Source organism: Maribacter sp. MS6 (assembly GCF_056839185.1).
Map to the genome: position 1 here is coordinate 911,876 of NZ_CM166389.1, position 17,237 is coordinate 929,112.

15 protein-coding genes are annotated in these 17,237 nt (G+C 38.0%); 6 read left to right on the forward strand and 9 right to left on the reverse strand.

What is annotated here, in order from left to right; genetic code table 11:
* Positions 1 to 42: 42 nt before the first annotated feature.
* The 3 genes from MS6x_RS04145 (at position 43) to uvrB (ending at position 3,965) form a co-directional block, all read left to right on the forward strand.
* Positions 43 to 945 (forward strand): ABC transporter ATP-binding protein, encoded by a 903-nt coding sequence (locus tag MS6x_RS04145; protein WP_482605502.1) that lies wholly within the window; start codon positions 43 to 45, stop codon positions 943 to 945.
* A gap of 12 nt (positions 946 to 957) precedes the next feature.
* Positions 958 to 1,791 carry an ABC transporter permease gene (locus tag MS6x_RS04150; RefSeq protein WP_482605503.1) on the forward strand — a complete coding sequence of 278 codons (834 nt, stop codon included), beginning with the start codon at positions 958 to 960 and terminating at the stop codon, positions 1,789 to 1,791.
* 182 nt (positions 1,792 to 1,973) lie between these two features.
* Positions 1,974 to 3,965: an excinuclease ABC subunit UvrB gene (uvrB, locus tag MS6x_RS04155; protein WP_482605505.1), complete on the forward strand. Its 1,992-nt coding sequence runs from the start codon at positions 1,974 to 1,976 to the stop codon at positions 3,963 to 3,965.
* Positions 3,966 to 4,583: 618 nt separating this feature from the next.
* Here the strand turns inward: uvrB and MS6x_RS04160 are convergent.
* On the reverse strand, positions 4,584 to 5,009 hold the full coding sequence (locus tag MS6x_RS04160; protein WP_482605506.1) for an Hsp20/alpha crystallin family protein: 426 nt from the start codon (positions 5,007 to 5,009) through the stop codon (positions 4,584 to 4,586).
* A 358-nt stretch (positions 5,010 to 5,367) separates the two neighbouring features.
* A complete protein-coding gene (locus tag MS6x_RS04165; protein WP_482605508.1) occupies positions 5,368 to 5,769 on the reverse strand; it encodes a TerB family tellurite resistance protein in 402 nt (133 codons plus the stop codon).
* Positions 5,770 to 5,902: 133 nt separating this feature from the next.
* Between MS6x_RS04165 and MS6x_RS04170 the strand changes: the two genes are divergently transcribed.
* A complete protein-coding gene (locus MS6x_RS04170) occupies positions 5,903 to 6,268 on the forward strand; it encodes a DUF1456 family protein (RefSeq protein WP_482605509.1) in 366 nt (121 codons plus the stop codon).
* A gap of 40 nt (positions 6,269 to 6,308) precedes the next feature.
* Here MS6x_RS04170 and MS6x_RS04175 read toward each other — a convergent pair whose 3' ends face one another.
* The 3 genes from MS6x_RS04175 to MS6x_RS04185 all read right to left on the reverse strand — a co-directional run bounded on the left by MS6x_RS04175 (position 6,309) and on the right by MS6x_RS04185 (position 8,990).
* Positions 6,309 to 6,644: a hypothetical protein gene (locus MS6x_RS04175; RefSeq protein WP_482605511.1), complete on the reverse strand. Its 336-nt coding sequence runs from the start codon at positions 6,642 to 6,644 to the stop codon at positions 6,309 to 6,311.
* A gap of 403 nt (positions 6,645 to 7,047) precedes the next feature.
* A complete protein-coding gene (sucC, locus tag MS6x_RS04180; protein WP_482605513.1) occupies positions 7,048 to 8,241 on the reverse strand; it encodes an ADP-forming succinate--CoA ligase subunit beta in 1,194 nt (397 codons plus the stop codon).
* A 107-nt stretch (positions 8,242 to 8,348) separates the two neighbouring features.
* Entirely contained in the window at positions 8,349 to 8,990 is a 642-nt protein-coding gene (locus MS6x_RS04185; RefSeq protein WP_482605514.1) for an LON peptidase substrate-binding domain-containing protein, read from the reverse strand.
* Positions 8,991 to 9,231: 241 nt separating this feature from the next.
* On the opposite strand from MS6x_RS04185, the gene lysA reads away from it, so the two are divergent.
* Positions 9,232 to 10,470: a diaminopimelate decarboxylase gene (gene lysA, locus MS6x_RS04190; RefSeq protein ID WP_482605515.1), complete on the forward strand. Its 1,239-nt coding sequence runs from the start codon at positions 9,232 to 9,234 to the stop codon at positions 10,468 to 10,470.
* 111 nt (positions 10,471 to 10,581) lie between these two features.
* The gene (locus MS6x_RS04195; RefSeq protein ID WP_482607142.1) at positions 10,582 to 11,061 is read left to right on the forward strand and encodes a thioredoxin family protein; all 480 of its coding nucleotides are present in this window, start codon (positions 10,582 to 10,584) and stop codon (positions 11,059 to 11,061) included.
* Between the two features lie 102 nt (positions 11,062 to 11,163).
* Here the strand turns inward: MS6x_RS04195 and guaB are convergent, their stop codons facing one another.
* The 4 genes from guaB to MS6x_RS04215 all read right to left on the reverse strand — a co-directional run bounded on the left by guaB (position 11,164) and on the right by MS6x_RS04215 (position 17,234).
* Positions 11,164 to 12,636 carry an IMP dehydrogenase gene (guaB, locus tag MS6x_RS04200; RefSeq protein WP_482605517.1) on the reverse strand — a complete coding sequence of 491 codons (1,473 nt, stop codon included), beginning with the start codon at positions 12,634 to 12,636 and terminating at the stop codon, positions 11,164 to 11,166.
* Positions 12,637 to 12,726: 90 nt separating this feature from the next.
* Positions 12,727 to 13,197: a YybH family protein gene (locus MS6x_RS04205; RefSeq protein ID WP_482605519.1), complete on the reverse strand. Its 471-nt coding sequence runs from the start codon at positions 13,195 to 13,197 to the stop codon at positions 12,727 to 12,729.
* A 217-nt stretch (positions 13,198 to 13,414) separates the two neighbouring features.
* Positions 13,415 to 15,886 carry a TonB-dependent receptor domain-containing protein gene (locus MS6x_RS04210; RefSeq protein ID WP_482605521.1) on the reverse strand — a complete coding sequence of 824 codons (2,472 nt, stop codon included), beginning with the start codon at positions 15,884 to 15,886 and terminating at the stop codon, positions 13,415 to 13,417.
* A complete protein-coding gene (locus MS6x_RS04215; RefSeq protein ID WP_482605522.1) occupies positions 15,867 to 17,234 on the reverse strand; it encodes an HTTM domain-containing protein in 1,368 nt (455 codons plus the stop codon). The genes MS6x_RS04210 and MS6x_RS04215 overlap by 20 nt, the downstream gene beginning before the upstream one ends.
* Positions 17,235 to 17,237: the final 3 nt, after the last annotated feature.

Here is a 17,237-nt window from a genome sequence, read left to right on the forward strand (position 1 = left end):
GTTTTTCGTCCTGTTAGTATATCAATCAAAACCAATCACATTTTGGAGCATATTCTAACGGTCAAAAATCTCACTAAGAAATTTGGCTACCTAACCGCTGTAAAAGATCTTTCATTCACCATAGAAAAAGGGAATGTTTATGGTATTCTTGGGCCAAATGGTAGCGGCAAATCGACCACATTGGGCATAGTCTTGAACGTAGTCAATAAAACTCAAGGAGAATTTTCGTGGTTTAATGGTGATGTATCTACACACCAAGCACTAAAAAAAGTGGGCGCCATTATCGAAAGGCCCAATTTTTACCCTTATATGACCGCAATACAAAACCTTAGACTAGTATGTAAGATCAAAGAGGTAGCGGCAGATAAAATCGAAGAAAAACTGGAACTAGTCGGTCTGCTCGATAGAAAGAATAGTAAATTCAGAACCTACTCCTTAGGGATGAAGCAGCGTTTAGCCATTGCCTCTGCCCTACTTAACGACCCAGAAATACTTATACTAGATGAACCTACCAACGGCTTAGATCCACAAGGTATTCATCAAATAAGGGAGATTATTAAAAAAATTGCTTCTCAAGGTACCACTATTCTTTTGGCCTCACATTTATTGGACGAGGTTGAAAAAGTATGCTCCCATGTGGTAATTCTAAGAAAAGGCGAAAAACTCTATTCCGGTAGAGTTTCGGATATGTTGGCCACCCATGGTTTTTTTGAACTAAAAGCAGCTAAAAATGATGCACTTATCAATCATTTAAAAGGGAATGCCAGTTTTGGAGAAATTAAATCGGAAGACGGACTCATTACCGCCTTCCTCAAAGAAGATCTTAATGCTGAGGATTTCAACAAATCCTTATATGAAAAAGGAATTGTACTCTCCCATTTGGTTAAACGAAAAGAAAGTTTAGAGGAACAGTTCTTGGAGCTCACCAAAAATCAATCAAACTAAGCCGTCCAAACCATGATAAGATTACTACAAATAGAATTTATAAAATTATGGAATAATAGGGCCAGCAAAGTGCTGATTATCTCCTATTTTGTGTTACTTACTTCCATTGCCTTAGTCGCCGCCATAAAGTTTGACATAGGTCCTATAAAATTTCATTTGGCGGAAATAGGTATTTTCAACTTTCCCTATATCTGGCATTTTAACACCTTCATCACTGCTTTTTTTAAATTGTTTCTTGCCATTGTAATCGTTTCCATGATGGCCAACGAGTACAGTAACAAGACAATTAAACAAAATTTGATCGATGGCCTGTCCAAAAAAGAATTCATACTTTCCAAGTTTCTGACTGTTGTAACCTTCTCGCTAGTATCAACACTTTTTGTATTCATTGTCTCTTTGATTCTTGGTATAGCATATTCCGACTTTAATGAAGTTTCCATTATATTCTCTGATTTGGAGTTTATTCTAGCATTTTTTGTGAAACTGATGGGGTTCTTTTCGTTCTGTTTATTCTTGGGTATCCTTGTAAAACGGTCAGCCTTTGCTTTGGGATTCTTAATTATATGGCAAATATTCGAAGGAATCGCAAGAGGATTAATGAGGTGGAAATTATTTGATGGGGATACTACAGATGCTGTTATGGGTTTCTTTCCACTTCAATCCATGTTCAACCTCATAAAGGAGCCATTTACAAGATTGGAAGCGGTACAAACTGTGGCAGACCAAGTGGGTGAAACCATCAGTCTAAATTATCATGTACATTGGTATGAAATATTGATTGTACTGTGTTGGACCTCAATCTTTATTTACTTCTCCTATGCTTTGTTGAAAAAGCGAGACTTATAACACTTATTGTTTTGGTCTTACTCATACCTTCGATCTAGCGAATATACCCAGTGTTATCTGCATATACAGTTGGTAATAATCGCTTTATCTTTCTTATAATTTTGACATATTGCTCGGAAAGTCAGACCATAATTACATGTAATCCCATCTATTTTTGAACGGGCATTTTGTATTTTTGTAAGATGAAATTTAAGATAGTCTCAGATTTTAAACCCACTGGTGATCAGCCAAATGCTATTAGAGAACTTACTACAGGGCTAAATCAGGGTGAAAAATTTCAAACCTTACTTGGTGTTACCGGATCTGGTAAGACGTTTACTGTTGCTAACGTCATAGAAGAGGTGCAAAAGCCAACCTTGTTGCTCGCTCACAATAAGACCTTGGCAGCACAACTCTATTCTGAATTCAAACAATTTTTTCCTAACAATGCTGTAGAGTATTTTGTATCTTATTATGATTACTACCAGCCCGAAGCCTTTATTCCTACCAGTGGCGTTTATATAGAAAAAGATCTATCGATTAACGAGGATATAGAGAAGCTGAGATTAAGCACCACCTCCTCCTTATTATCTGGAAGACGAGATGTTCTGGTGGTCGCATCCGTATCTTGTTTGTACGGTATTGGAAATCCAGTGGAATTTCAGAAAAATGTAATCACGATAGAAAAGGACCAAGTAATCGCACGCACCAAATTTTTGCATCAGTTAGTCCAAAGTCTATACTCAAGAACCACTGCGGATTTCCGTAATGGGAACTTTAGAGTAAAAGGAGATGTAGTAGACGTTTTTCCCAGTTATGCAGATCATGCCTTTCGCATACACTTTTTTGGTGACGAAGTAGAAGAGATAGAGGCTTTTGACCCGTTTAATAATAACGTAATAGAGGTTTATGAAACCTTGAACATCTATCCGGCGAATATGTTCGTTACCTCACCAGATATTCTTCAAGGTGCTATTCACAATATTCAAGATGACCTTGTAAAGCAAATAGATTATTTTAGGGAGATAGGCAAACCCTTGGAAGCTAAGCGCCTGGAAGAACGCACCAACTTTGACTTGGAGATGATTCGGGAATTAGGATATTGCTCGGGAATTGAAAACTACTCCCGTTATTTGGACGGTAGGGAACCAGGCACACGCCCTTTCTGCCTTCTAGATTATTTCCCTGATGATTATTTAATGGTTATTGATGAGAGCCATGTTACGATACCTCAAGTTCATGCAATGTATGGGGGAGACAGGTCTCGTAAAGTTAATCTGGTAGATTACGGTTTTCGTTTGCCGGCAGCTATGGATAACCGACCTTTAAAATTTGAAGAGTTTGAAGCCCTACAAAATCAAGTACTGTATGTAAGCGCCACCCCGGCAGATTATGAATTGCAATTGAGCCAAGGTGTATTCGTTGAGCAAGTAATTAGACCTACGGGACTTTTAGATCCGATTATCGAAGTTAGACCTAGCCTGAACCAAATAGATGATTTGGTAGAGGAAATACAAGTCCGGGTAGAAAAGGATGAGCGTACTTTGGTTACGACACTTACAAAACGTATGGCAGAGGAATTGGCAAAATACCTAGATCGAATAAGTGTGCGATGCAGATACATTCATAGTGATGTCGATACTTTGGAACGTGTAGAAATTATGCAAGATTTAAGAAAAGGGATTTTTGATGTTTTGATTGGTGTGAATCTTTTACGTGAGGGATTAGATTTACCCGAGGTGTCTTTGGTCGCAATTTTAGATGCCGACAAGGAAGGTTTTCTACGCAGTAATAGATCTCTAACACAAACTGTTGGCCGTGCTGCAAGAAACTTAAACGGAAGGGCAATCATGTACGCGGATAAGATTACCGCAAGTATGCAAAAGACCATCGACGAAACAAATTATAGAAGGGAAAAACAAATTGCATACAATGTTAAAAACAACATTACACCTACGGCACTAAACAAAAGTTTAGACAGTGTGTTATCCAAAAATTCGGTTTCCACGTACCACTTTGAAAAAGAAGAATTAAGAGCAGCCGAACCCGATTTACAATACCTCACAAAAGAGCAAATAGAGAAGCTCATTCGTGAAAAAAGGAAAGCTATGGAAAAGGCTGCAAAAGAATTGGATTTTATGCAGGCAGCAAAACTACGGGATGAAATAAAGGGACTTCAAGAGCAAGAAGTGTAGTACAATTAGAGTTGAAGATTAAATTATAACGTGATTTAATCTATTTAGTAAAATAACCATACATAATAAACTGGTAAACAAAATATTAAATTTATTTTTAGATTAGTCTAAAAAAATAAATATTCGCTTTTTCGTGATATAAAAATTAAGATAGTTTTGTTTTTAGACTCTTCATAGTCAAGATAAAGCAGTAGTTCCTGTTGCTACTAAATAAACATTCTTCTTAGCGGAATACTAGTTAATCTTATCGAATTTACAACAAATTTCCGACTTAAAAATAAGACTCGAATCCCTAGAAAATATAGGATGAATTAGAGCGAATACTCCAAACAGTTCAACCAGTTTTCAAGGATAAATTGGATTGTAAAAACAACTATCGTCCCTACTCTGTTCTTAATAAAAACGACCAAAAAATCATATTATAATTTCTAGAATAGCAACTTACACAGCTTTGCTAAAATTAAAAAAGACTCTCGTTTACAAAGCAAAATATTTAATCAATATCATACAATCCAAATAAAAAAGTGCCCGATTTCTCAAGGCACTTTTCACAACTAACCAACCAAACTAAAACTTAAAAACTGTAATTCATCGCTCCTAAAACTATTACTTTACAACCTAGGCCAACTCGATCATTCGTTTTGGTTTTGGCAACGCTTCTTCTTTTTTGGGTAAGGTAAACGTCAAAATCCCGTTTACGTAGTCTGCCCCAATCTCATCTATATTAACTGTATCCGGAAGCGAAAAAACCCTCTTAAAGGATTTAAAAGCAAACTCTCTGCGTGTATAATTTAATCTTTCCGTTTCCTTCTCAGTATTCACTTCGGAAGAAACAGTTAGTTTATTATCATCTACTTCTATCACAAAATCCTCTTTGGCCCTGCCAGGAACAGAAAGCGCCAATTCAAAACCGGTTTCATTTTCGATAATATTTACTGCTGGGATTGTAGTAGTAGCATCGTTCATTCCCCCAAACCAATCCGGTTTAAAAATTTCGTTCATCAACGAAGGTAATAGCACGTCGTTTCTTTTTACTATACTCATAATTATATTCTTTTAAATTAAGGTTAAACTTTTGTTACATCCATTCATAGTCAAAACTTATACCAATCGATAGTTAATGACATTATGTCGGTTATTGCGAAGAGAATACTGTCTTTATGTCGCTTTTTATTGCGTGCAGGGTGTTATATCTCGTGAAAACTAGGGTGAATCTATCAGTTTCCTAAACATAACACCAAAAGGAATAATGAAAATTATTGATTGATTGGGTAGGTCTTAGCGTACCAAAACCGGCCGATTTTAAGTTTATACAAAAAGATATAGTTGCTTTAAAATAATAAGGATAACAGCTAATGACTCTATAGCTGCACAGCGGAAATAGCATAAGATTAGTGCAGAACTAGTTATAGTGCGCCTTAAATATTGAAATGATAACTTCTGGAGGCACTACCCTATTCGGATACTTATGCATTATAGACAACACCTGCTGAATGGCGGATGGCGGAAGACCCATAGCCAGTCCAATATCATGTAAACGTTTTATTTCTTTAAGCTCTTGACTATCATCGACATTCATAAGTAAAATAAGACGATTGAACTGAACCAGTCGTTCAGCTTGTGATTTGGGTATTACATGTTCGGCCTTATTTCTAAAGAGATTATCGAATATGGCTTTAGGAACTCCCAGCTGCTGGGCAACGTTGAAAAGAAAATCATACTCCGATTGTTTGAGGGTGTTATCTACCCGGGCAAAAGAAATCATTTCTGAAAGTATGCTTAATTTTTCCTTTTCTGTATTCATCTTTTGCTATCAACTAATTTACAGGTATTTAGATAACTGTTCTAAATCAATTATCGTATACCATAGTCGTAATTATTCACATAGGCCTTTGGCTTTGTCTAATTTATAATACCTTGCAGAAAACTACAGGACAATGACAAATAATGACGTTTTTAAAAAACTCCGTGTCGCTTTAAAATTTAGGGATGACGACATCATAAATATTCTAACCTTAGTTGATTTTAAAATATCCAAGACCGAATTAAGCGCATTCTTTAGAAAAGAGGACCACCCCAATTACATGGAATGCGGTGACCAAGTTTTACGGAATTTTCTGAATGGATTGGTCATTCACCTTAGAGGTACGCGAGAGGATCCTAAAAATCCTGGTGAAGTACTGTTAGGACAGCACAAAGTGGGTAAAAAACCTGAAAATAATAAAAGTTTTAAAGCGAAACAATTGAAGAAAACAGATCGCGCTGTCTCAAATGTAAAGTACAAGAACAAAAAAAAATCCTAAGAAAATTATTCTTAGGATTTTTTAGCTAATTCAAATGTATCTAAGAAATGATTCTTACTGGAATCGTGTATAGTTTTCCCTCTTCAACATTAGAAACTTTTACTTTTTGATAGTTCAACCTGTTTTTAACAAAACGCTCTAATTGCTCAGACTCGGTCTCTACAGAAAGTACGACGATTTCTCCGTCGTCGTTTAAGGTAAAACGTACTTGCGCACTAACATTACATTCCCCTTCTGAGAACGAGTTGTCAGACAACATTTTAGAAATTTGCGTGGAAAGACCTGTTGTAGGTTCGCGTAAATCTGGCGTAATTGCCAGAACAGCACTTGTAGATAATAGCATTGCAGCTACGATAACATAACTTAATTTTCTCATGACTTGTTTGTTTTAATCCCGAAACGTTGATTGACGCTGGTTATCGGAATTTGATTAATAATTGATTGATGATGTATTACTTAAAAGACGTCCCAAAATTGAAAGTGTTACAGTAGATTTAATTTTTAACATTTTTTTTGAATATTTATTACCGTACAAAATAATTCTATCCATCTAAAAAGCACCGGAAACAATACGAACTAAAGTGAATCGCTAATTTTAACTCTCCAGGGTCACCATCATTGAAAATTCCTGGAATATTTTTTATAACAAGGTAAATAGCAAAAACTCTATCATAGTTCAAAAAAAGCCAAACCATCCTAAATAAAACACTTTTAGCATAAAAAAAGGGTAGCGTTAAACAACGCTACCCTTTTACTATTATAAATTAAAAGCTTTATTTCTAAGCCAAAACTTCCTTTACCTTATCTGCAGCTTCTTGGAACTGAACAGCAGAATGAACTGCAAGACCGGAGTTATCAATAATTTCTTTTGCTATAACGGCATTTGTTCCTTGCAATCGAACGATAATTGGAACGTTCATTGCATCGCCCATATTTTTATAGGCTTCTACGATACCATTTGCAACCCTATCGCAACGCACAATTCCACCAAAAATATTAACTAAAATAGCTTTTACACCTGGGTCTTTTAAGATAATACGAAAAGCCTCTTCAACTCTTTTGGCATCTGCGGTACCACCAACATCCAAGAAGTTAGCAGGTTCTCCCCCAGCCATTTTAATCAAATCCATTGTTGCCATTGCAAGACCGGCTCCATTTACCATACAGCCAACATTACCGTCTAAATCAACATAGTTTAAACCTAAAGCACTGGCTTCTACCTCAATTGGGTTTTCCTCTCTTAAATCACGCATTTCTGCGTACTGCTTTCTGCGATATAGTGCATTATCATCAATAGACACCTTAGCATCTACAGCCATAATTTTATCATCCGATGTCTTTAGGACTGGATTAATTTCAAACATACTCGAATCACTTTCAACGTATGCTTTGTATAAAGAAGCGACAAACTTTGTCATTTCTTTAAAAGCCGTTCCGGAAAGGCCTAAGTTAAAGGCAATTTTACGTGCCTGAAATCCTAAGAGCCCTGTTCCAGGGTCTATTTCTTCCGTAAATATCAAATGTGGTGTGCTTTCTGCCACCTCTTCGATATCCATTCCACCTTCGGTAGAATACATAATCATATTTTTTCCTGTTCCCCTGTTCAAGAGAACGGACATATAAAATTCACTAGTTTCACTATCCCCTGGATAATAAACATCTTCGCACACTAGTACTTGGTGCACTCTCTTTCCTTCAGCAGACGTCTGGGGTGTAACCAAATCCATCCCAATAATATTTCCTGCTAACTCTTCAACCTCCTTCAGGTTTTTTGCCAACTTTACACCACCACCTTTACCACGACCACCGGCGTGAACCTGCGCTTTGATAACATGCCATCCGGTTCCGGTTTCTTCCGTTAACTTTTTTGCTGCATCAACCGCTTCTTTTGAGCTGTGTGCTACGATACCTCTTTGTATGCGTACGCCAAAACTGGCCAATATCTCTTTTCCTTGATATTCGTGAAGGTCCATATATTATTGTGATTTTATTAGTTCTGCAAAAATAGGAAACAAGGGGTAATAATCGAAAAATTAAAACGAATAATTAACGGTCTGCCTACAAACTGACCATCACTGGCCTACTCCAGCTCAATATCCTTAAAATCTAAGGGGTCGAAATTCTTAAAATGCCCATTTAACTCAATGGTGCGTCTGGTCCTTTCCACTTCGCTTAGTACTTTAATAGTAGTAGTTAGATGCTCATCTATGAACATAAGCCGATCCATTTCTTTAGGTATCTGCAATAAAGCGTACTCCTGTTCAAACGAAAGCCCCATTTTGTGCGCCAAAGTAAAACTGTTGAACTTAGCGATACTGGCTTCCGAAAAAGGAACTTCCATAATAGCGTAAAGTGCTCTTAATTTATCTACTACTTCTGTTTTAAAAACTTCGTCGGCTTCATAATCGTACGCTAACAATTCTACAACACCTCCAGCATACAATTTACCCTCCAATTGTTTTTCAAAGGACAATAATTTAAATACCTGTCTTGCCACACATACCACATCCATCTCACCCTTTTCGTAACTAGTGACCACCTCTACCAACTGCACTTCTACACCGAATTGCATACCATTATTGATGTATACGGGTATACCAAAAGTTATAGCCTCATTCTTACAATCAGTTATCAACTGTTTATAACGGGGCTCAAAAATATGCAACGGTACAGTTTCCCCAGGAAAAAAAATGGACTGCAATGGAAATAATGGTAATTTCATAAAACAAATTTATCTATCGTATGGATTCATAATTCAATGGTACATCTGAGCGACTGACCAGGGTCGTCAGAATCAATAGTGATTTTATTTCTATTAAAATTACAACCAGTACACCAGTAAGACAAGTAAACTAAAAATTATATATTGTTTTATATAACACATTTTGTTATATTTTTACATAATTTATAGTTTTACTTGTGGAACCCAGCATAGTACTCTAGATTTGCCAAAAACCACTACGATGAGGAACACGGATTTACTACAAATTGCCCAAACGTACGGGGATCCCGTTTATGTTTATGATTCTACTAAAATTATCTCTCAATTCAATAGGTTAACCAACGCCTTTAGCTCCGTGAAACACCTGAAGCTTAATTATGCCGCAAAGGCACTTTCCAATATTAGCATTCTAAAACTTATGAATAGTTTAGGGAGTGGTTTGGATACCGTGTCCATACAAGAGGTTCAACTTGGTCTTTTAGCTGGTTTTGAGCCAGAGTCTATCATATTTACCCCTAATGGTGTATCCTTGGAAGAAATTGAGGAAGCTGCGAACTTGGGTGTGCGCATTAATATTGACAACCTTTCTATTTTAGAACAGTTTGGCAGTAAACATCCGAACATTCCAGTATGTATCCGAATTAATCCGCATGTAATGGCTGGTGGAAATTCCAATATTTCGGTAGGACATATAGACTCCAAATTTGGTATCAGTATACATCAAATACCTCATTTACTACGTATCGTAGAACTTACAGAGATGAACATTAACGGTATCCACATGCACACGGGTAGTGATATTTTGGATATAGACGTTTTCTTGTACGCTTCGGAAATTTTATTCGAAACGGCCAAAAATTTTAAAAACTTAGATTTTATAGATTTTGGTAGCGGGTTTAAAGTACCCTATAAAGAAGGGGATATTGAAACTAATATTGAAGAACTTGGAAAAAAACTGAGCACAAGGTTCAACGAATTTTGTGCAGCATACGGAAAAGAATTAACACTAGCTTTTGAGCCCGGCAAGTTTTTGGTAAGCGAAGCCGGATTTTTTCTGGCGAAGGTTAACGTGGTAAAACAGACCACCTCTACTGTATTTGCCAGTATCGATTCCGGATTTAATCACCTAATACGCCCTATGCTCTATGGTTCTAGCCACGAAATTGAAAATATATCCAATCCTGAGGGTCGCGAACGGTATTACTCCGTAGTGGGTTATATCTGTGAGACGGACACCTTTGCAAGTAATCGGAGAATTAACGAAATTACCGAAGGTGACATTCTTTCCTTCAAAAACGCAGGTGCGTATTGTTTCACCATGGCAAGCAATTACAATTCCAGATTCAGGCCTCCAGAAGTACTCTGGCATGAAGGGAGGGCTGTGTTAATTCGGGAACGGGAGACCTTTGATGATTTAGTTAAAAATCAGGTAGATGTGAAAAACCTATTTGATGTTAAGGAAACTGCAAGCGTAAAATAAAAACAACAAAAATTCGTTAGCTTTGGTATACTAATAGGACTAAGACTCAAAAAGTTTACCATGACACCAAAGAACCTTTTTTTTAAAACTGTGGGACTAACAGGAGTTTTCATGCTCTTTAGCGTATTCACCTTTTCTCAAAAAGTGAATTGGGTTTCTTTTTCCGAAGCGGTTGAATTGGCAGCCTCGGATGAAAATCCTAAAAAGGTTTTCATCGACGTCTATACGGATTGGTGCGGTTGGTGCAAGAAAATGGATAAGGACACCTTCCAGAATCCTGAAGTTGCAAAATACATGGAAGACAACTTCTATATGGTAAAAATGGACGGAGAGGGAAAAGATCCAATTGATTTTAAAGGAAAGACCTATAGTTTCATAGCTTCTGGCAGAAAAGGATATCATGAACTGGCAGCTGCCCTTATGCAGGGAAGGCTCAGTTATCCTACTACTATATTTTTAGATGAGGAAATGAACATGCTTTCTCCTGTACCCGGATATCAAAAACCTGAACCTTTTTTAAATATTGAGAAGTATTTTGGAGATAACATCTATAAAGATAAGGATTGGAAAACCTATGCTGGCGCAAAATAGTTTTAATCTTTAAAACCCGTATTTTTTCTTAGTTAACATAAAAAAAGCCTAGCAATCGTAATTACTAGGCTTTTTTAGTAGCTCTAGTCTTAGCTGTTACTATTATCTACTATAATTAGGACTCTCTTTAGTAATCGTTACATCATGTGGATGGCTTTCATTTATGCCACTCGCCGTAATTTTAACGAACCTACCATTTTCCTTTAAAGCATTGATATCCTTGGCGCCACAGTATCCCATTCCTGCACGAAGTCCGCCAACAAACTGATGTATACTTTCAAAAAGGTCGCCTTTATAAGGAACACGCCCTACAATACCCTCTGGAACCAATTTTTTAATATCGTCCTCAACATCTTGGAAATAACGATCTTTGGACCCTTGTTTCATAGCTTCAACCGAACCCATACCACGGTAGGACTTGAATTTTCTTCCCTCGTATATAATCGTCTCGCCCGGAGATTCCTTTGTACCTGCTAAAAGTGATCCTAACATAACTGTATCCGCACCGGCCGCAATAGCCTTGGGAATATCACCTGTATATCGAATTCCACCATCAGCAATTACGGGAACACCAGAACCTTTTATCGCAGCAGCTACCTCTAATACCGCAGAAAATTGTGGGAAACCTACTCCAGCAACTACTCTAGTGGTGCATATAGAACCCGGTCCAATACCTACTTTTACGGCATCGGCTCCAGCATCTACTAAATATTTGGCCGCTTCGCCCGTCGCTATATTGCCAACAATAACATCTAGGTCTGGGAATCGAGCTTTAACCGATTTCAAGACGGCTACCACTCCTTTGGTATGACCATGAGCGGTGTCGATAACTACCGCATCTACGCCAGCTGCAACCAAAGCTGCGGCCCTGTCGGCAGCATCGGCAGTAACACCCAAAGCGGCCGCTACACGTAACCTACCGTACTTATCCTTGTTCGCACTTGGTTTTTGGGTAAGCTTCGTAATATCTCTAAACGTAATAAGTCCCACCAAGTTGTTATTTGCATCTACAACCGGAAGTTTTTCGATTTTATGCTCCTGTAAAATATCTTCAGCTTCTGAAAGAGACGTACCCTCTGCAGCGGTAACCAAATTTTCTGCGGTCATGACCTCAGAAATTGGTCTATCATTATTTTTTTCAAAACGTAAATCCCTGTTCGTAACGATACCTATAAGCTTTCCTGCATCATCTACGATTGGAATTCCGCCAATACTATGTTCCTTCATATTAGCCTTGGCGTCACCTACTTTTGAATCCAAAGGCATGGTAACAGGGTCTAAAATCATTCCACTTTCCGCACGTTTTACCTTTCTTACCTTTATGGCTTGCTGCTCTATTGTCATATTTTTATGAAGCACACCAATACCTCCTTCTTGCGCAATAGCGATGGCCATTCTGCTTTCTGTAACGGTATCCATAGCCGCCGAAACAATAGGAACATTAATGGTAATATTACGCGTGAATTTAGATTTTATACTTACCTCTCGTGGCAGAATTTCTGAATAAGCAGGGACTAAAAGTACGTCGTCGTACGTAAGGCCTTCTCCGAGAATTTTGTTTAGGTGAGCTTCCATGCAATTAGAGATTTAATTGCGTGCAAAGGTAATGAATTTATTGGTAATCAATTCTTTTGCTTTACCTATCTAAGTTGGATACAAACGGAACTATTGCCCAGGAATATCATTTGTGTTCCAAATATCGTGTGTAGTTTTCCAACTACCATCATCCTGGCGCGCTAGAATATTCAAATATTTAGATTTGGATATTGATTCTTCACCGTCAATTTTAGAAGTTGCATGAACAACCGCCTCGCCACGACCATACGCCATGTCCCCAGACACTTTAACTTCCACATAATGACTTTTGAGTACTACATAAAATTCATCGAAGATAGCCTGATAATATTTTGCCACCGCTTTTTGACCAATAGACGCTTCCTTACCTGGCGCCATCAATACACCATCTGAAGTGAAGTATTTGGCAATCTCATTCGCATTCATTTCATTAAATGCCTTTGCACGCGCATTGCTTATTTCAGTAATTAACATTTTATCCTTATTCATATCCTTTTGTGCCATGGTGGTAGGTATTAACATAATCCATAACAAAAACAAGAGTGTCATTTGAAATCGCATGCCGTGTGCTTTTTGTTGGTTAACTAAAAAATAACGCCAATTCAGCCATTTTCCCACTTCTTAACTCTCAATAGATGAATTGAGTCTAGTGCCTTGCCTTATAGTAACAGCCCTTCAAATATAAAGTTTTAAGACCGTTTTACCAGATTCCAACTTCTGCATATACTAAAGATAATACGTTCACCATCTAAAACGTAAAGTATTTCAGGTATAACCGCTAGAGCTTAAACTGCAACGTGGTATAAAAAGTTCTGGGTTCGGACGGTATTATACCGGGTCCTGGATATCCCGTTGCCCTGCGCGTAAAATAACTATTGTCCAAAAGATTGTTGACGCCAGCCTCCAGCTTCCATTTTCTGTAGCTATATGCCAAGGAAAAATCAAGAATGTTGTAAGCGGGTATTTCCCCTTCTATTCCTCTTTGATTATCATTTATATCCTGTAGCGCATTAGTAGCATCTGTAAATTGATTGGATAGATAAGTGTACTGCAAACTTCCTAATAGGTTTCCGTAGCCAAAGTTGAGTCCGGTTTTTAGATTCACCGCCGGAATAAACTCTACTTGATTGCCTTCTACCCCTACCTCTTCGGAGGAAAGATATTCAGATTTCGTTAAGGCCAAATTCATGAAGTAATTGATTTTCAGTTTTTCGACTGCCGGAAAAAAGGTTTCCTTGACACTCCAATTGCCAAAGCTTTCCAGACCATACATAAAAGCCGTTCCAATGTTTCCTCTAAAACGGACGATACGTCCGGTTTCCACCAATTCCCCTAGGGCATTTGTACGGGTTTCATTTTTGAGCACCTCTCCCAATCTATTATCATATAAAAGACCAAAAACACTTACATCATAAGAGAGCTTGTTTTTAAGCCTGCCCCTTACTCCAATATCCGCCGTAAAACCATCTTCATCGGAGATGTTCTCGTCTACTTGAAAAGAAGGGTTTACTACCCGGATATCACTGAAGGTAACCGACCTGTAGTTCTGGGAAAAATTTCCATAAAGCTCTATACTTGGAGCAAACCTATACGTTGTTCCTAAGCCCATTAAGAGAAAGGTACGGTCAAATGTCCGGTTGTCCGGTATCTCCTCGTTCAGCAAAGGATTTCCTGCTAGATCCAACACAATGTTCCTAAAACTTCCTAAACTTTCGGTTTTAATATGTTCTACTCTAAACCCTGGCGTTAACGTTAATTTAGATGTAATATTAAATATGTTCTCTCCAAAAAATGCCAGATTAAAATTAGGGAAATCGAACTGAGACTGTCGCTCATAATTGGGGAATTCCGCATCTGCAAATTTAAAATCCGCATTAGACGCGGCCGAACCAGGTCCTTGGCGCTGATCATTTTCGGTGCTGTATATTTTTGAACCCACTAATAGCGCGGATTCACTTTCGCCAAGTTTGTAGCGTGTAAGCAACCGAGCTTCCGCACCCCAGTTCTGAAAATTATCTACCAATAATTCCCTTGGCTCCTCAATATCGTCGGGTTGGGAAACTCTATTGGTCCGAAATCCGACCGCACTTCTGGAGGCATCCAAACCAAAAAGATTGAGGCTAAAATCTGTTTTGGAAGAAAATTGATGGTCCAACCTTAGCGAATATAGTTTCCAGTCCACATCAAACCAATTCCTCTCTCTATTGCTAAACCTTGTGTCTTCTATAAATTGGGCATCGGTAAGTCCGCCCGGTTGTCTTGCCAAATAGTTCAGAAAAGTAGTCTCTAATGTAATTTTGGTTTTATCACTTAGTTGATATCCTACATGGGCAAAGTAATTTCTACTATTAAAACTGGAACTAGGCCTAAATCCGCTTCCTTCTTTATAATTCAAATAGGTATAATAACTTACTCGCCCGACAGTTCCGCTAAGACTATTGAAGCTGGTGCGTAAATCAAAAGAGCCCAATGTCTGCCTACTTATCCATTCAATTTTTTTATTGGATTCCGGTTTTTTAAACTTAAAGTTCACCAAGCCGCCAAACTGCGTTCCGTACTGCAAAGAAGCTGCTCCTCGAATGACTTGAATTTCTTCCAAGGCCTCCGCAGGTGGTGTATAGTAACTTTCCGGATAGCCAAGCACGTCTGCACTAATATCATAGCCGTTTTGCCGTGTATTAAAATTTGCAGTTCGGTTAGGGTCCAGTCCCCTGCCACCGATATTTAACTGTAATCCCGCATCGCCATTATCATAGATATTAAGGCCTACCACTTGGCTATAAATTTGTCTTGGATTGTTGGCCGCTAAATTTCCAGTAATGCCCTCTAACAGTACCACCTCCGTTTTTTTTCCGGCATAAATTGCAGTCCCCTCCACTTTTTTTAATTGTTTCAAGGCAAAGACCTCTTGCCTCTTTTGGGTCATAACTACCTCGGATAGTTTTTCTGCCTGTAACTTCTCCAACTGCAACGTAAACGTAAACGGAGTATCGAACAATAACTCCTTTTCTAAAACTTCATATTCGTAGGCAAAAGCAACCACCGTGTATTTACCACCCGGAACATTATCAAAAACAAAGCGTCCTTCATCATCCGTAGTTTCCAAGCGCTGTATTTGTTTTAAATACACTTCGGCAAAGGATATGGGCGCTCCCTGGGTATCGGTAACCGTTCCTGTAATGGATATTTGACCCAAAACAGGGAAGGTTAAAAGTATTAAGGCGATACAACTAAATTCCTTTAATTTCATCTTTAAATGGAGTAATCCAATTTTTATGTTCAAATGATTCCGTTTCCTCTGACAAATCTACTTTTGGGTCTATTAACGGAGTGCTCAATCTTCCGTTTAGTGAAACTTGGCAATCTACATAGACCTGTACGTCCTTATGACCATCCGCCTCAAAATGCTCTTTTAAAAAATGGGCGTATTCCAAAATAAAATCAGGTTGAAAAGCCATTTGCTTTTCTTGAAAGGGCGTTAGAAAATCGGTATTGTCCACATAGAACCATCTTCCCGTTTCCCCGTTTACCACCTTAAATTGCGCGTAACCAGATTTTTCCATCAGCATTACCCGCCAAGAAAATCGATAGCCTTCTTCTGTCCAAAAAAGTTCTCCCGGATATAATAGGTATCTAAAGGGTACTGCTAACTGTACTACAAAAAACAAGCTTACAATAGCGTATTTGGTTTTAGGCAGTAACCCGGTACCAAACCTGAGCTGTCTTTTATTATCAAATCGGTTTTTAGTGATGCGAAATAACTTAGCCATCCATGTAATTATTTTATGGTGTATTGTAGCATCAAAGAAAATTAGGGTAGAAACTATCATAATGTAAGGAAACATACCAATAGGAAAGAGTACGCGGGTAAGTACATGAAAGACTACAACCAACACAAAGGCGTAGGGTCGGGTTCTTCGATATAACAAGAAAAAGGGAATCGCCAAATCATAGATAGCTCCGGACCAGCTGAAAAGATACTGGACCCATTCCTGACTCACCAAATCTCCCAACAACGGAATATCAAACTTGGAAGGCAACCAAATCTTTAACGGCATGGCCTTGAATAACCAGTCTGAATTTAGCTTGGCCAGACCAGCATAAAAGTAAACAACACCCAGTAAAAATTTAATGCAATTGATTGTCCAAGCAGGTATGTATTGATATCTTTTTTCCGGATTTCTGGCCGCATCAACTGAAAAGTAGGCATTTGCAGGAAGAAAAATCATTAAAAAACTCAATAAGCTTATAAAGTAGTAATGATTTAAATAGGTGGTCTTATCCATGAGTTCTATGTAGGTAAAACTCAAAAAGAATACAATACTAGCTATCGTGTATTTATACCCTATCGCTACGCAAATAGCTGCCAAGGCGCAAATTCCAAAAATAAGATAGGTATATTCCCCCAAAGGCTTTACCCATTCAAAACCATAATAAGAAAAAAAGTAAGTTGGCTGAACGTACAATTTATCAATCCAACCGTAGCTCCAAAATCGAATGATGCTCAATAACATCATTACACCAAATAAAATGCGAAAGACCGCCAAAGGGGCGGCCTCCACAGGAGCGTTTACATACTTGTTTAAAAATTTACTCATAAA

Coding starts and splice junctions, on each gene's coding strand:
- MS6x_RS04210 (WP_482605521.1), bottom strand. CDS start 15,886: ATGAAATTAAAGGAATTTAGTTGTATCGCCTTAATACTTTTAACCTTC.
- MS6x_RS04170 (WP_482605509.1), top strand. CDS start 5,903: ATGACAAATAATGACGTTTTTAAAAAACTCCGTGTCGCTTTAAAATTT.
- MS6x_RS04165 (WP_482605508.1), bottom strand. CDS start 5,769: ATGAATACAGAAAAGGAAAAATTAAGCATACTTTCAGAAATGATTTCT.
- MS6x_RS04160 (WP_482605506.1), bottom strand. CDS start 5,009: ATGAGTATAGTAAAAAGAAACGACGTGCTATTACCTTCGTTGATGAAC.
- sucC (WP_482605513.1), bottom strand. CDS start 8,241: ATGGACCTTCACGAATATCAAGGAAAAGAGATATTGGCCAGTTTTGGC.
- uvrB (WP_482605505.1), top strand. CDS start 1,974: ATGAAATTTAAGATAGTCTCAGATTTTAAACCCACTGGTGATCAGCCA.
- MS6x_RS04195 (WP_482607142.1), top strand. CDS start 10,582: ATGCTCTTTAGCGTATTCACCTTTTCTCAAAAAGTGAATTGGGTTTCT.
- guaB (WP_482605517.1), bottom strand. CDS start 12,636: ATGGAAGCTCACCTAAACAAAATTCTCGGAGAAGGCCTTACGTACGAC.
- MS6x_RS04215 (WP_482605522.1), bottom strand. CDS start 17,234: ATGAGTAAATTTTTAAACAAGTATGTAAACGCTCCTGTGGAGGCCGCC.
- MS6x_RS04175 (WP_482605511.1), bottom strand. CDS start 6,644: ATGAGAAAATTAAGTTATGTTATCGTAGCTGCAATGCTATTATCTACA.
- MS6x_RS04185 (WP_482605514.1), bottom strand. CDS start 8,990: ATGAAATTACCATTATTTCCATTGCAGTCCATTTTTTTTCCTGGGGAA.
- MS6x_RS04205 (WP_482605519.1), bottom strand. CDS start 13,197: ATGCGATTTCAAATGACACTCTTGTTTTTGTTATGGATTATGTTAATA.
- MS6x_RS04150 (WP_482605503.1), top strand. CDS start 958: ATGATAAGATTACTACAAATAGAATTTATAAAATTATGGAATAATAGG.
- lysA (WP_482605515.1), top strand. CDS start 9,232: ATGAGGAACACGGATTTACTACAAATTGCCCAAACGTACGGGGATCCC.